This window comes from Gottfriedia luciferensis (assembly GCF_002156865.1).
Lineage (GTDB): Bacteria > Bacillota > Bacilli > Bacillales > Bacillaceae_G > Gottfriedia > Gottfriedia luciferensis.
In genome coordinates this window covers 1-15,540 of record NZ_NCTA01000008.1, presented here as the reverse complement: position 1 = coordinate 15,540, position 15,540 = coordinate 1, and the positions used below count along the sequence as shown (strand labels likewise).

The window sequence follows — 15,540 nt, the reverse complement described above, 5'->3', positions numbered from 1 at the left end:
TTCACCTCGTCTCCTCTTTACGCTCCTTTGCACGCAACTGTCCACAAGCTGCATCTATATCATGACCTTGCTCACGACGAATTGTAACATTGATTCCATTGTCCTTTAGTACTTTTTCAAATGCAAAGATTTGTTCCTTAGGAGTTCTTACGTAATTTCTTTCAGGTACATAGTTTACTGGAATTAAATTCACATGACATTTTACACCTTTAAGGAGCTTAGAAAGTTCCTGTGCATGCTCAACTTGGTCATTTTCACCACCGAATAAGCCATATTCGAACGTTACACGTCTACCTGTTTTTTCAACATAATAATGAACAGCGTCCATTAAATCCGGTAATTTATATGCTCTATTAATTGGCATCAGTTTAGAACGCAACTCACTGTTTGGAGCATGTAATGAAATTGCAAAATTAATTTGAAGTCCTTCATCTGCAAAGTTATAGATTTTTGGAATGATCCCGCTTGTTGATACAGTGATATGTCTTGCACCGATGTTAAGTCCTTTATCACTATTCACAATTCTTAAGAAATCCATTAAACCATTATAATTATCAAACGGCTCACCTATACCCATTACAACGATAGAGCTAACTCTCTCTTCAACTTCATCGATTGCACGTTGCACTTCTAATACTTGTGCAACAATTTCACCAGCTTCCAGATTTCGTTTTAAACCGCCAAGAGTCGAGGCACAAAATGTACATCCTATACGACAACCTACTTGTGTTGTTACACATACAGAATTGCCATAATTATGTCTCATTAAAACAGTTTCAATTGAATATCCGTCATATAATTCAAATAAAAATTTCATTGTACCGTCTGAAGAGGTTTGTTTTACTAATGTTTTTAATGTAGTAATTGTAAAATTCTCTTCAAGTAAAGTTCGTAAATCTTTTGGAATATTTTGCATTTCCTCAAAACTTGCAACTCGTTGTATATAAAGCCAATTATAAATTTGCTTTGCACGGAAAGCCTGCTGCTTTTGAGCCTTTAACCAGTCTTCTAAATCACTCACTTTTAACGAGTAAATTGATGGTTTTTGAACTTTGTCTATTTTGACTGAATTTGTAGTATTTTCTAATTTCAACGTTACACCTTCTTCCTTAATCTTGCAATAAAAAATCCATCCGTTCCAAAATAATGTGGTAGAAGTTGTATATACCCTTTTTGAACCGATTTATTTTCATTTAATGTTTCCGGTAAATGCTCAACTAATGAATGATCTAATTCATAGTCGTGATGATCATCTAAAAATGATTCAACTACATCTATATTTTCTTCATGACCAATCGTACAAGTACTATATACTAGCGTTCCACCAGGTTTAACTAGCTTAGATGCTTCTTCTAGAATTGACTTCTGTACTCTCTGTAAATTAGTAACATCAGTCGCATTCTTTTTTAATAAAATATCCGGTTTACGACGAATTACACCTAAACCAGAACATGGAGCATCAACTAATACGCGATCAAATAATCTTCCTTCAAACTCTTCAGGTGCTTTCCTAGCATCAAGAGCTATTGTTTCTATATTCTCTAAACCTAATCGATTAGCTTGTTCTTTTATTAGCTTTACCTTATGTTTATGTAAATCTAATGAAGTAACTGAGCCAGTACCGCCCAATAACTCGGCGATATGAGTTGATTTTCCACCAGGTGCTGCACAAGTATCTAAAACATTATCACCATTTTCAACACCAAGCGCTTGACCTACTAACATTGAGCTCTCATCTTGAATAGAAAGATATCCTTCTTTAAATGCATTTGAATAAGCAACATTTCCCTTTTGGATTTCAATTGCATAAGGTGACAATTTCCCTTTTTCGGCATGTACGCCTTCATCTTCTAACATTTTAAGAACTTCATCTCTAGTTGCCTTCATTGTATTTACTCTTGCAGTTTGGAACGGAGGAAGAATATTTTCTTCACATATTTTTCTCGTTTCTTCCTCTCCGAATTCTTTTACCCATTGTTCTATAAGCCAGTGTGGGTGATTCGTTTCAATCGAAAGTTTATCAATCGGATCCTTTATTTCATCGATTGATCTTAACCCATTTCTTTGAATGTTTCTTAAGACCCCATTCACTAAAGAAGCAATCCCTTTATGCCCTCGCTTCTTAGCAATCTCTACCGCTTCATTTAAAACTGCATGTGGAGGTACTCGATCTAAAAAGTGTAATTGATATAATGAAAGCTTAATTAAAATATAAACCCATTCTTCTAATTTCTTTTGATTTTTTATATATGGTTGTAAATAAAAATCTAATAACTGATCTCTTTGGATCGTACCATATATTATTTCTGTTAATAGTCCAGAATCAGAAGAAGATAAATCGTACTTTTGAATATAGTTATTTACTAACAAATTACTATACGATTGATTTTTATAAACTGAAAGAAGGGCCTCCAAGGCAATCTCTCGTACATTTTTACTCATCTTATTCTCCTAACTTCATCCCACGTTTAATAAAAGAACCTGCTCCATTAATATATTGCTTAGCATCCATACGTTTTTTACCTGCGGGTTGTAAATCTGTTATTTTAATAGCAGTTTGATTACCCGTCGAAACGAGTATGCCATCATTTAATACTTCAATTATTTCACCTGGATTAGTTTTTTCATTTGACTCTATTTTCTCACTCCACCAAACTTTTAAAACTTCTCCGTTTAATGTAGTATAAGCTACTGGCCATGGGTGTAAACCTCTTACGTGATTATAAATCTCTTCACCGTTTTTTGACCAATCGATTTGCTCTTCCTCACGCTTAATATTTCTCGCAAAACTCACTTTGCTTTCATCTTGCTTTTTGGCAGTTATTTCGCCTTTTAATAACGGTGGAATCGTTTCTGAAAGTAATTGTGCACCTGCAATACTTAATTTATCATGAAGTGTACCAACGTGATCTTTTTCCTCAATTGGTACTACAACCCTTGATAACATATCGCCAGCATCTAATTTTTCGACCATATACATAATTGTTACACCAGTTTCACTCTTACCTTGAATAATAGAATAGTGAATTGGTGCCCCACCTCTTAATTCAGGTAATAATGACGCATGCACATTGATACAACCAAACTTTGGTGCTTCTAATATTTCTTTAGGAAGAATTTGACCAAAAGCAGCTGTAACGATTAAATCTGGATTCATTGCTAATACTTTTTCTGTTTCTTCCTTAAGTCTTATCTTCTCAGGCTGGAAAACTGGAATATCGTGTTTTAATGCCTCTACTTTAACTGGAGGTGGTGTTAAAACTCTTTTTCGTCCAACTGGTCGATCAGGCTGAGTTACAATACCTACTACATCGTATCCATCTTCAATTAATCTTCTTAAAACGGGCACTGAAAAATCAGGTGTCCCCATAAAAACGATTCTAGTCATGCTATTGCCTACCCTTCTAATTCACTTTCTTCATAGTATTTTGAGACTTTAGAAGTGAATAAAATTCCATTTAAATGGTCAATTTCATGTAAAAGAGCACGAGCTAAAAACCCTCGAGCTTCAATCATAAAATATTTTCCACGTTTATTTTGAGCTTTAATTTTCACATAATTAGGTCTAGTAACATCACCATATAAGTTTGGAAAACTTAAACAGCCCTCAACATCAGTCTGTTCACCTTTTGTTTCCATTACAATAGGATTAATTAAATCAATTCTTCCGTTTTCATCCTCAACGTCGATTACTGCAACTTGTTGTAAAATACCTACTTGTGGTGCCGCTAAACCTACACCATCGGCAGCTAACATCGTCTCGTACATATTATTTAAAAGTTTTACTAAGTTTTTATCAAATGTCGTCACTTTTTCACAAGGTGTCTCAAGTACTTCATTTGGATGTTCGATGATTTTTAATAAAGCCAAATTCACAACTCCTATCTTGATTGTTAAATATTTTTTGTAGTGTATGCTTGTCTATTTATTCCTTAAGCATGTTTATTATGGTGTCTAGTTCCGCAAGTTAGCTCTTCCGTAATATTCCTGACTGGAGATATTCCCTTCAGAGCTGAACAAACTTGCTCCACATTTCGTGATCACATAAACATAGTAGGTTGAAAGTCAATTGTTAGTTGTAGTTTCCCTTTGTCTGTTTCGTCTTGGTAGTATTGTTGAATTCTGTTTAGTACGTCATATAGTACAGGTTCAGATTTGTATTTTATCACACATTGATAGCGAAAATGGTCTTTTATTTTTGCGATTGGTGATGCTACTGGTCCAAGTACAATTGAGCTTTCTGATAAATGTTCTCTTAAATAGCTTGAAATTTGTTCACTTACTTTAACAGTTTTTAGTAAATCTACATGCGCTACTGAGATTAAAACTAAGTAATAAAATGGAGGGTATCGAAATGATCTTCTAATTTTCATTTCTTCCTCATAAAACGCTACATAGTTTTGAGATTTAGCTAGTTCAATACTATAATGCTCGGGAGAATATGTTTGTATAACCACTTCACCTGGTTTTTCGTGACGTCCCGCTCTTCCGCTTACTTGTGTTAGTAAACTAAAAGTACGTTCGCTTGCTCTGAAGTCTGGTAAATGAAGTGAACTATCCGCTGCTAGTACACCAACTAACGTTACATTCGGAAAATCTAGTCCCTTTGCGATCATTTGAGTACCTAGTAAAATATCTGCTTCACCATTTCCAAACTGCTTAAGCATCTTTTCGTGAGCGCCTTTTCGACTTGTTGTATCATTATCCATCCGAATTACGCGAGCCTCAGGATAAGCTTTTGTAATGGCTTCTTCTACTTTTTGTGTTCCAGTCCCGAAAAAACGAATATGTTCGCTTTCGCATGATGGACATTGTTTTGGCATATAGGTTTCATATCCGCAATAATGACATTTCAAATGATGGTTATGTTTATGATATGTTAAAGAAACTTCGCAATGGGGACATTGGATTGTGTACCCACAATCTCTACACATTACAAATGAAGAATAGCCTCGACGGTTTAAAAATAGGATGATTTGTTCTTTTTTTTCTAATCGATCAATTATTTTTTCATTTAATGCTGTAGAAAACATTGTACGATTTCCAATTCTTAATTGCTCTCTCATGTCAACAACTTCTACTTCAGGTAAAGGTCCTTGATTCACTCTTTTTGACATCGTATTTAACTCATATACACCTTTTCCAGCTCTAGCAAACGATTCAAGAGTTGGTGTTGCACTTCCTAACACAACCGGACATTGATGATAATTCCCTCTCCAAATGGCAATATCTCGTGCATGATATCTTGGATGTTCATCTTGTTTATAAGTTGTTTCATGTTCTTCATCAATTATGATAATACCAATGTTTTCAAATGGCGCAAAAATAGCTGAACGAGCTCCTACTACTACTTTTACTTCTTTTCTTTGTATTTTTCTCCACTCATCATATTTCTCACCAATTGATAGTCCACTATGTAAAACTGCAACATCATTACCAAATCTACTTTTAAAGCGACCTACAATTTGTGGGGTAAGTGAAATTTCTGGTACTAATACAATTGCTTCCTTACCTTCTATAAGCACCTCTTGAATTGTTTGCAAATACACTTCTGTTTTCCCACTACCTGTTACCCCATGTAAAAGATGTACATTATTTTTTCTTTCTTTAAATGAGGAAACAATCTGCTCATAAGCAGCATGCTGTTCTTCCAATAAAGGTAATGGCTTAGATTTTTCAATCTCCCTTCCCTCATATGGATCACGATAAACTTCGACCGTAGCGATACTGATTACTTCATTTTTTTCCAATGTCTTTATCGGAGAATCCGTGATTCGAAGACATTCTTTTAACTCTTTCACACTCGTTTGACCATTCATTCGCAAATACTCAATAATGTCTTTTTGTTGAGGTGAAGAAATATTCGTTAATTCTTCGTCTAATACTTTTAAAAGTGAGACGACGCGTTCAGTTTTTTTATTCGCTTTATTTTTCACTTCATAATCAATTTCAAGTAAGCCTTCTTTAATTGCACGCTGAACTAAAGAAATTTTACTAACAAGACTTTCTACTTCTGTCCATTCTCTTCTCTTAACAATTGCGAATAGATTCGCTAATTCTGGAACTAGCTTTTCATATGCTTCATCAGATGTAATCTGAACATGTTTTTTATATACAGCTTTTATCGCTGTTGGAAGCATTGCTTGATAAGCAGAAATTAGAAAACAAAGTGTTTTATCAGAAAGATAAGACCCTAAAAGAAGAAGCTCTTCAGTTAATACTGGCATGACATCAAGCACTTCTTCGATTTCCCTTACCTTCTCTAAATTAGTAGTTTCTTTAATTGACAATACGAATCCTTGAACTTTTCTCGGACCGAATGGGACCAATACACGCATACCTGGTTGGATTGCATCCTGCCAACTCGCTGGGATTTTATAATCAAATGGCCGATCGGTTTGTCTTACTGAAACATCAACGATAACGGAAGCGTATGTCATCTTTCTTCCTCTTTAAGTAAGCGATGTACTTCAAGAAGTATTTCTTTTGCTACATCTTTTTTTGACATGATTGGAAGAGACTTTACTTCACCATTTCGTTGATAAATTGTCACGATATTTGTATCAGAGCCAAACCCTGCTCCGGCTTTTGTTACATCGTTGGCAACAATCATATCAGCATTTTTCTTTACTAATTTACTTTTTGCATACTCATCAATTTGGTCAGTTTCTGCTGCAAACCCGACAAGAATTTGATGAGTTTTATGTTGTCCTAGAGTCAAAAGTATATCTCTAGTACGTTTAAAAGAAATTGACAGATCGCCATCTGATTTTTTTACTTTTTGATCATACGTTATGGATGGCGTATAATCTGCAACCGCTGCTGTTTTAATGACTACATCTGCATCATCATAATTCGCCCAGATTGCATCAAACATTTCTTCAGCAGACTCAGTTCGTATTAGTTTACATCCTTGAGGTGGAGTTAAATTCGTTGGTCCAGATACTAAAATTACTTCTGCACCTAATGAAACAGCAACTTCTGCTAAACTATAACCCATTTTTCCTGTTGAATGATTCGAAACAAAACGTACTGGATCAATTTTTTCAACAGTAGGTCCAGCAGAAATAACGATTTTTTTACCATTTAAGAGATTTGTTTCTCTTTGAAAGTATTCAGTCACATCATTAACAATCTCTTCTGGCTCAGCTAATCTACCTTTTCCAACATATCCGCACGCTAAATATCCTTCATTTGGCTCAATAAATCTGTGGCCAATTTCTTTTAACGTATTCATATTTTTTTGTACGATTGGATGGTTATACATGTTTACATTCATTGCAGGTGCAATCCAAACTGGTTTCGTTGCTGCAAGTAATGTTGCCTGAATCATTTCATCGCCTAAACCATTTGCAAGCTTACCGATTGCATTTGCAGTTGCAGGAGCAACGATAATTAAATCCGGCCAATCCCCTAAATCAATATGTGCAATTTTCGAACTATCTTTTTCATCAAAAGTATCTATATAAACATCATTTCTTGATAAAGCTTGAAACGTTAAAGGTGTCACAAATTTAGTTGCAGAAGGACTCATCATTACTTTTACGTTATATCCAGCTTGAACTAGTTTACTTGTAAGTGCCGCTGCCTTATAAACTGCAATTCCACCAGTAACACATAGGAGAATCTTTTTTTGTTCCATTCACCTTCACCCTTTCAAATCTTATTCTATCTATGTTAATTGTCAAAAAATAGGTCTTTTGGATGTACTATTTCTAAGATACCACAATTGGCTTTGAAATAAATGTTATTGGCTCATTTAAAGAAAACTCGCCAACTGGCGAGCCTGATTGGCGAAGACAGAGACGTATTTGCACTAATACTTTCATTTCTTGATTTGGCATCTACTTCAATAAATCTTCCTCTTTGCCAAATTTATACGATAACGTAAAAATAAGACTGTCCCCATTTTACTTAATTACCACTAAACTTTAAGGAGGTGTTAAACACCATGTTGTCCTTACAGTCATATGGAAAAAAAGCAAATGTTTTGGGACAGCCTCTTCACACAGTTAAATATTAGTCTTCTTTAATTTCTTCAAGTTTTCTATAAGATAGTAGTCCAGCGTTTATTTCTTCTAATGCTTTTCCTACAAATTTATCAGACACAGGTTTTTCAACACGGGTATCTTTAGTTACTTGCATTTCTCGAGCACGTTTTGATGCAACTGTTACTAGTGTGTATTTTGAATCTAATTTTGTTAATAAACGGTCAATCGAAGGATATAACATAGTTTATTCTGCCTCCATCATTCTTTTATAATAATTTGCAACTCGTTCACGTTTTAAATGTTCACTTAAAATAATTGCTTTAATACGATCACAAGCTAATTCAACTTTGTCATTTTCCACTACATAATCGTATGCATCCATCATTTCAATTTCTTCTTTCGCTGCATTCATACGATTCATAATGATTTCTTCTGTTTCAGTACCTCTTGTTACAATTCGATTTTGTAGTTCACTCATACTAGGTGGGGCTAAGAAGATAAAAATTCCTTCTGGGAAAGCCTTTTTAACTTGTAGAGCACCTTGAACTTCAATTTCAAGAAAAATATCTTTTCCCTCGCTTAATGTTTTTTCAACATAATCGATTGGTGTTCCGTAGTAATTCCCTACGAATTCTGCCCACTCAAGAAATTTATTTTCTTCAATTTTATTCTTAAAATCTTCTTTTGAAGTAAAGAAATAGTCAACGCCATTTACTTCGCCTTCACGAGGATTTCTTGTTGTCATCGAAATACTATATTGTAAATCTAAATCTTTATTTTCAAAAATAGCTTTACGCACTGTACCTTTACCTACACCTGATGGTCCAGACAGTACGATTAATAAGCCTCTTTCATGCCTCATACATGACCCTACCCTTCTAATCATAAACAGTTTAAATTGTTAAAGATCAATCTATTGTATCATTTTTGTGCTAGAGTCAATTAATCAAATTAATTATTCTTCTAAATCACATTGTTACCGGACATTAGCCTCAATAAACAAATCTTTTATATTATTCAATATTTTGGACTTGCTCTCTAATTTTTTCAAGATTATTTTTAATTTCAACCACTTGTTTTGAAATATCTAACGAATTTGCTTTAGAACCAATCGTATTTACCTCACGATTCATTTCTTGAACAATGAAATCTAATTTTCGACCAATTGATTCATTTAACTGTAAAGTTTCATTAAACATTTCTAAATGACTAGTTAGTCGAACTAATTCTTCTGAAATGTCACATCTATCCGCAAAAATCATAATTTCAGTTAATAATCTTTGCTCATCAATCGTTGTTAATTCAATTTCTTCTAATTTGGTTTGAAGTTTCTCTCGATAAGATTTCACAACTAGAGGTGAATGATCAGCAATTTGTATTTTACATTCTTCAATCGCTGCTAATCTTTCTAGTAAATCTTTTTTAAGTTGTCCACCTTCTTTGCATTTAACATTAAAAAATTGCTTACATGCATTTTCGGTAGTTGCTAATAATAATTCCTCGAAATTATCATTAATCTGTTCTACTTCACTTACAGTAGTTACTTCAGGTAGCTTTAATAAATCAATTGGATTATAAATCGATTGATTTTGTACTTCACCTGACAGATTTTCAATTGCTTTTTTATATTGTTGAATTAAGCCTTCATCTATTTGTAATGTACGTTGTAACAAACCTTCAATTGTAACAAAAACTTCAACTCGTCCGCGACTAGTATATTCACATACGATTTTCTTAATCGCATCCTCATAAGCTAATAATTGTCTAGGCATTCGAACGATTGTCTCTAAGTATCGATGATTTACTGCTTTCATTTCAATATGTATTTTGTACTGTTCATTTGACAAAATGGCTTTACCATACCCTGTCATACTTACAACCATTGTTCCACTTCCAATACACTAATTTTCTCTCTAATATCATTACTACATTTCATTCAATATGTAAAAGAGAAAAGGTAATAGAGCGTACCTCTACTACCTTAAGGAATTATAACATATTTTAAATTGGTAATCCATTTTGTTCGTAAATTATTTTTTCTTTGTAAATAACGCTCCAGCTAGCATAAATGTTGGAATGGAAGAAAGACCTCCGATTAAGAACCAATCTCTAGGTACAATTGGAATTGTTTTAAAAATTGGTTGTAATGGTGGGTAATAAATAACGACTAACATTAAAAGCATCGAGATAATTACAGCACCAATTAAATATAAATTTCCAAATATATTTCGATGGAAAATGGAGCGTTCACTTCTACAGTCGAATACATGGATTAACTGTGCTAATACTAAAGTTGAAAAAGCTACAGTTTGTGCATATTCTAACTGTTCTGGATGCTGGTTATAGGAAATAATGAAAGCTAATAGAGTGACAAAACCAATTAAAAATCCTCTAGAAATAATTTTCCATCCTAATCCTCTTGCGAAAATACCTTCTGATAACGATCGAGGACTTCTCTTCATCACATCATCTTCAGCTGAATCAATTCCTAGTGCCATTGCAGGTAATCCATCAGTGACTAAATTTACCCATAAAATTTGAACTGGTACAAGTGGCAATGGTAAAGCTAATAACATTGCAAACAACATAACTAAAATTTCGCCTACGTTTGAAGCTAATAAATAACGAATAAATTTACGAATATTACTATAAATATTGCGCCCTTCTTTGATAGCAGATTTAATCGTCGCAAAATTATCATCAAGTAATACTAAAGATGAAGCTTCTTTTGCTACATCTGTCCCTGTAATCCCCATGGAAATTCCTATATCCGCAGCTTTAATTGCTGGTGCATCGTTTACACCATCACCAGTCATAGCAACGATATGACCGTTCGATTGTAATGCTTTGACTATTTTCAATTTATGTTCGGGTGTAACCCGAGCAAAAACTGCCGTATCTTCTACAAACTCTCGAATTTGCTCCACCGTTAGAGAATCTAGTTCTTTCCCTTCAACTACTTTACCATTCTCTCTTAATATCCCTAGCTTTCTAGCGATACTAGACGCTGTTAATTTATGGTCACCAGTGATCATAATTGTTTTAATTCCAGCTTCTTTACACTCCTGTACAGCTTGCGCAACTTCTGGTCTTGGAGGATCAATCATACCTTGTAAACCGATAAACGTTAAATCATTTTCAAGCTCACGATCATCTAGTACAGAATTAGCCGAAATTGGCTTAAAAGCAATTGCAATTGTACGTAATGCATTATTTGCATAGGATTCAATGATATTTTCAACTGCATTTTGTCTAAACGTATTTAATTGCTCTTCTCTTTCGTGCCATAAAATTGATTTGCATCTAGAAAGTAATACATCTGGCGCACCTTTCGTAATGACAAATTGTTCACCTGATTTATTTTTTACAACGACAGTCATCATTTTGCGTGTACTATCGAAAGGTATTTCATGAATCCTTGTGAAATTACCTTTTATATATTCTCGATCTACACCCGCTTTATATCCAGCAACTACAATTGCACCTTCAGTTGGATCACCATCTAAAAACATTTCTTTTTTCTTTTGAATTAATTGCGCGTCACTACAAATCGAACCAAATACTAGAGTTTGAAATAATTGTTTGTTTAAAGTCGGATTAATTGTTCGTTCACTATTTGTAATCACACCATCAATGGCATAACCGTTCCCAGAAACTTCATAACTAGTACCACCTGACCAAATATTTGTAACTGTCATTTTGTTTTCAGTCATCGTTCCCGTTTTATCTGAACAAATGACAGAAGCACACCCTAATGTTTCAACAGCTTGTAGCTTTCGAACAATTGCTTTCTTTTTTATCATTCGTTGTACACCAAGGGATAATGCGACTGTAACAATTGCTGGAAGACCTTCTGGAATCGCAGCTACAGCTAAAGATACCCCTGCTAAAAACATATGATATAATTCATTTCCTTGGTAAACGCCAATAAATACTACTAAAGCTGTTAAAAACAATGCAACAATAATTAAGATTTTACCTAATTGTTCTAATCTTCTTTGTAATGGTGTAACGATCGCATCTGTATTTTGAAGAAGATTTGCAATTTGTCCCATTGCAGTTTTCATCCCTGTAGAAACAACTACACCTTTACCATTACCACGAGTGACGAGTGTACCCATAAAGCCCATATTATCTTGGTCGCCTATTCCAATATCATCTAATTGGATTGATTCAAACCTTTTTTGAACTGGAACCGATTCACCGGTAAGTGCTGATTCTTCTATGTATAAACTTGATGCTTCGATTATGCGAATATCAGCACCAATCCGATCACCGCTAGAAAACTTTATAATATCTCCTACTACTAACTCTTTTGATGGGAGCTTAACGAACTGTCCATTCCGTAAAACATTTACTTGAGGAGCAGCAAGTTCTTTTAATGCTTCCAAAGACCGTTCAGCTTTCGCCTCTTGAAAATATCCTAATATCCCATTAATTAAAACAATGGCCATAATCGCAACTGCATCTACTACTTCTTTTAAAAAGATTGAAATAATTGTAGCTCCTAGTAATACAAAAACCATAAAATCATTAAACTGGTTTAAAAATAATACAAGTTTGGAAGTTTTCTCCGATTCCTTTAACTCATTTGATCCAAACGTTGCGCGCCTTCTCCTTGCCTCCTCATCAGTTAAACCGGAGGAAACATTCGTATTCGTAACATTTATGACTTCTTCCGCTCTCATCCGATAAAAATTCATTATCGCGTTCACCCCTAATTATACATTAGGTAAGTTGTCCCCCTTACCTCTCATAAAAGCATATTCAGACTCGTCCAAATAAATGATATAATGATGAAAATAAATGTTAAGAGTAGTAAAAGGCAGGAAGATACCTATCTATACTTTTAAGTTGTTTTAGGTCCTGCAAAAAATCTCATCATTTAGTTGAACTTTAATTTGAATTACAATATTGAATAGTATTCGAGTAGTTGATTGGAACGAAAGGTGCTCGACTCCTATGGGAAATGCGGGAAGACTGAGACCCACAGGAGCGAATGCGACGAGGAGGCTAAAGTTCACGGCCCATGGAAAGCGAGCACCTGTAGTGGAAATCAACATTCTTCCTTTATTACTATTAGGTGAGATTAAATAAAAAGTTTTAAAAATAAAATTAGTGTTTTAAGAGTAGGACGTGATACATATGTCTTTTGATGGACTATTTACAGGAGCTATGACAAATGAAGTAGCTTCAAAACTAACAACTGGAAGAATTTCAAAAATTGTACAACCAAGTAACTATGAAGTACTTCTTACCGTAAGAGCAAACGGGGCAAATTACAAACTAATATTAAGTGCTCATCCTAGCTACGCTAGATTCCATTTTACAAATCAAAACTACGATACTCCTTCAGAACCATCTATGTTTACTATGCTTTTAAGAAAGCATTTAAATGGTGGGATCATTGAAAGTATTACACAGTTAGATCATGAGCGAATCGTTAACATTAAAGTTCGTAGTAGAAATGAAATTGGTGATGAACAGTATCGAACTTTAGTCATCGAGTTAATGGGTAGACATAGTAATATCATTTTAATCGATGAAGATCGACAAATGATTTTAGATAGCATAAAACATGTTCCAATGGCAGTTAACCGTCATCGAATTGTCCAACCAGGTGCTACATATATTTCTCCTCCAAAACAAGAAAAGTTAGACCCTTTTCAAACGATTTCCGAAGAGGAGTTTTATCAGATTATTCATCATAGTGAGGAGTCTGCATCACAAGCAATTGTTCAACAGTTCTCAGGAATATCTCCTTTATTAGCAAATGAAATTGTCTTTAAAGGAAAAGAACAGTTTTTTGATACATTTAACATGATTATGAAGGATATTCAATTAGGTAACCTATCTCCTTCCCTATTCCGTTTGGAATCAAAAGAATTATTTTATTTCATAAACTTATCTCATCTGAATGCTGAACAAACGATCTTCCCTAGCTTAAGTGAACTATTAGATGTTTATTACTTCGGAAAAGCTGAAAGAGATCGAGTAAAGCAACAAAGCGGTGATTTAGAAAAGCTGTTACAAAATGAATTATCAAAAAATAAGAAAAAAATTAAAAAGCTACGTAAAAGTTTAGAGGATACTGATAAAGCAGATTACATTCAATTACAAGGTGAATTAATTACAGCAAATATGTTCGCTCTTAAAAAAGGGATGAAGGAAATTGAAGTAGTTAATTATTATGATGAAAATGGAGGCACAATGGTCATTCCTTTATCTCCATTAAAAACACCTTCTGAAAATGCTCAAGCCTATTTTACTAAGTATACGAAGCTTAAAAATTCAGTAGCACATATAGAAGAACAAATAAAGTTAACGATTGAAGAGAATGAATATTTAGAAACCGTTATCCAGCAAATTGAATCTGCTTCACCACGTGATTTAGAAGAAATTCGTGAAGAATTAGCTGAAACGGGCTATGTTAAAAAGAAAAAATTGAAGAAAGCTCAAAAAACAAGCAAACAAAAAGTAACATTGGATGAATATATCTCATCGACAGGTGAACTTTTACTAGTAGGTAAGAACAACAAACAAAATGATTATTTAACGAATAAACTTGCTAGTAGAGACGAGCTTTGGTTCCATACGAAAGATATTCCAGGTTCCCATGTCGTCATCCGAGGGAAAGATCCAAGTGAAACGGCAATTAAAGAAGCAGCAATTATCGCAGCATATTTTAGTAAAGCCCGACAATCTAGTTCAGTCCCTGTCGATTACACCGAAATTCGTCATGTAAAAAAACCAAATGGTTCAAAACCTGGTTTTGTCATATACGAACAAAATAATACAGTCTATGTAACACCTGACGAAGAGCTTGTTTTAAAATTAAAAAAATAAAAAAAAGGTGCCTGAAATAGGCACCTTTAAGCTTTTGAAAAATAATCTTGTCAAATAACTTTCAAATTTTCGTAAAGGAAGTTGAGTGATGTTCATTTCCACTACAGGATGCTCGCTTTCCATGGGGCGAAACCTGAGCCTCCTCGGCAAGCCTGCGGGGTCTCAGCCTTTCCGCATTTCCCATAGGAGTCGAGCATCCTTTCGTTCCAATCAACTTATTCTTCAATAAAAGTATTCATAAAATGATTTGAGTTTGATGGAGTTATAAATATTCCTCAAAACATATTAACTTTAATATTCGATAATAGATCATCAAAAGTTATAACTTTTTCATCAATAATGTTCACCTAATTGGCTCTTATCGAGTTTCTTGTTTCTGAAATTATATTTTACCAAGATAAACTTTCAATTAAGCTGCATTTACTACATTCTTGTATCGTATCTTTCGCTTTAAAATCGTGAATACAATTCTTTTGAAGGTTTTTTAGCTCTTTTTTTAACTGATTCATTATGATTTCTAATTGTTTTATTTCTGTTTTTAATTCTTCTACCCTGTTCATAAAAGGCTCACACCCTTATTGGTAGATTTCTCCACCTGTTTTTCTAAATTCATTTGCTTTTTCCTTCATACCTTCTTCAATTAAAGATTCCATCTGAGGATCTTCCTGTTTTACTAAATCTCGAATATCTTGTGATATTCTCA

12 protein-coding genes are annotated in these 15,540 nt (G+C 34.0%); 1 reads left to right on the top strand and 11 read right to left on the bottom strand.

The window, feature by feature from the left end; translation table 11 throughout:
- Nucleotide 1: 1 nt before the first annotated feature.
- The 10 genes from rlmN to B7R67_RS08265 form a co-directional block, all read right to left on the bottom strand.
- Complete coding sequence (gene rlmN / locus B7R67_RS08310) at nucleotides 2-1,060, bottom strand: 23S rRNA (adenine(2503)-C(2))-methyltransferase RlmN (RefSeq protein ID WP_407920385.1); 1,059 nt, start codon at nucleotides 1,058-1,060, stop codon at nucleotides 2-4.
- 35 nt (nucleotides 1,061-1,095) lie between these two features.
- Entirely contained in the window at nucleotides 1,096-2,442 is a 1,347-nt protein-coding gene (gene rsmB, locus B7R67_RS08305; protein ID WP_088069371.1) for a 16S rRNA (cytosine(967)-C(5))-methyltransferase RsmB, read from the bottom strand.
- 1 nt (nucleotide 2,443) lies between these two features.
- A complete protein-coding gene (gene fmt / locus B7R67_RS08300; RefSeq protein ID WP_088069369.1) occupies nucleotides 2,444-3,388 on the bottom strand; it encodes a methionyl-tRNA formyltransferase in 945 nt (314 codons plus the stop codon).
- Between the two features lie 8 nt (nucleotides 3,389-3,396).
- Nucleotides 3,397-3,870 (bottom strand): peptide deformylase, encoded by a 474-nt coding sequence (gene def / locus B7R67_RS08295; RefSeq protein WP_088069367.1) that lies wholly within the window; start codon nucleotides 3,868-3,870, stop codon nucleotides 3,397-3,399.
- A gap of 170 nt (nucleotides 3,871-4,040) precedes the next feature.
- Nucleotides 4,041-6,440 (bottom strand): primosomal protein N', encoded by a 2,400-nt coding sequence (gene priA / locus B7R67_RS08290; protein WP_088069365.1) that lies wholly within the window; start codon nucleotides 6,438-6,440, stop codon nucleotides 4,041-4,043.
- Complete coding sequence (coaBC, locus tag B7R67_RS08285) at nucleotides 6,437-7,642, bottom strand: bifunctional phosphopantothenoylcysteine decarboxylase/phosphopantothenate--cysteine ligase CoaBC (RefSeq protein WP_088069363.1); 1,206 nt, start codon at nucleotides 7,640-7,642, stop codon at nucleotides 6,437-6,439. Before coaBC ends, priA begins: the two co-directional genes overlap by 4 nt.
- Before the next feature lie 377 nt (nucleotides 7,643-8,019).
- Nucleotides 8,020-8,232, bottom strand: a complete 213-nt coding sequence (gene rpoZ, locus B7R67_RS08280; protein ID WP_088069361.1) for a DNA-directed RNA polymerase subunit omega — start codon at nucleotides 8,230-8,232, stop codon at nucleotides 8,020-8,022.
- Between the two features lie 3 nt (nucleotides 8,233-8,235).
- Nucleotides 8,236-8,853 carry a guanylate kinase gene (gmk, locus tag B7R67_RS08275; protein WP_088069359.1) on the bottom strand — a complete coding sequence of 206 codons (618 nt, stop codon included), beginning with the start codon at nucleotides 8,851-8,853 and terminating at the stop codon, nucleotides 8,236-8,238.
- 151 nt (nucleotides 8,854-9,004) lie between these two features.
- Nucleotides 9,005-9,874, bottom strand: coding sequence for a YicC/YloC family endoribonuclease (locus tag B7R67_RS08270; RefSeq protein ID WP_088069357.1), 870 nt, complete (start codon nucleotides 9,872-9,874; stop codon nucleotides 9,005-9,007).
- Between the two features lie 147 nt (nucleotides 9,875-10,021).
- Entirely contained in the window at nucleotides 10,022-12,694 is a 2,673-nt protein-coding gene (locus B7R67_RS08265; protein ID WP_088069355.1) for a cation-translocating P-type ATPase, read from the bottom strand.
- A gap of 442 nt (nucleotides 12,695-13,136) precedes the next feature.
- On the opposite strand from B7R67_RS08265, the gene B7R67_RS08260 reads away from it, so the two are divergent.
- A complete protein-coding gene (locus tag B7R67_RS08260; RefSeq protein WP_088069353.1) occupies nucleotides 13,137-14,837 on the top strand; it encodes an Rqc2 family fibronectin-binding protein in 1,701 nt (566 codons plus the stop codon).
- A gap of 389 nt (nucleotides 14,838-15,226) precedes the next feature.
- On the opposite strand, the gene B7R67_RS22075 is transcribed toward B7R67_RS08260, so the two are convergent.
- Nucleotides 15,227-15,397, bottom strand: coding sequence for a hypothetical protein (locus B7R67_RS22075; RefSeq protein ID WP_158095006.1), 171 nt, complete (start codon nucleotides 15,395-15,397; stop codon nucleotides 15,227-15,229).
- Nucleotides 15,398-15,540: the final 143 nt, after the last annotated feature.

What these genes read in the sequence shown, in the direction of transcription:
- rsmB (WP_088069371.1), bottom strand. Translation starts at nt 2,442, where the DNA reads ATGAGTAAAAATGTACGAGAGATTGCCTTGGAGGCCCTTCTTTCAGTT.
- fmt (WP_088069369.1), bottom strand. Translation starts at nt 3,388, where the DNA reads ATGACTAGAATCGTTTTTATGGGGACACCTGATTTTTCAGTGCCCGTT.
- priA (WP_088069365.1), bottom strand. Translation starts at nt 6,440, where the DNA reads ATGACATACGCTTCCGTTATCGTTGATGTTTCAGTAAGACAAACCGAT.
- coaBC (WP_088069363.1), bottom strand. Translation starts at nt 7,642, where the DNA reads ATGGAACAAAAAAAGATTCTCCTATGTGTTACTGGTGGAATTGCAGTT.
- rpoZ (WP_088069361.1), bottom strand. Translation starts at nt 8,232, where the DNA reads ATGTTATATCCTTCGATTGACCGTTTATTAACAAAATTAGATTCAAAA.
- gmk (WP_088069359.1), bottom strand. Translation starts at nt 8,853, where the DNA reads ATGAGGCATGAAAGAGGCTTATTAATCGTACTGTCTGGACCATCAGGT.
- B7R67_RS08270 (WP_088069357.1), bottom strand. Translation starts at nt 9,874, where the DNA reads ATGGTTGTAAGTATGACAGGGTATGGTAAAGCCATTTTGTCAAATGAA.
- B7R67_RS08265 (WP_088069355.1), bottom strand. Translation starts at nt 12,694, where the DNA reads ATGAATTTTTATCGGATGAGAGCGGAAGAAGTCATAAATGTTACGAAT.
- B7R67_RS08260 (WP_088069353.1), top strand. Translation starts at nt 13,137, where the DNA reads ATGTCTTTTGATGGACTATTTACAGGAGCTATGACAAATGAAGTAGCT.
- B7R67_RS22075 (WP_158095006.1), bottom strand. Translation starts at nt 15,397, where the DNA reads ATGAACAGGGTAGAAGAATTAAAAACAGAAATAAAACAATTAGAAATC.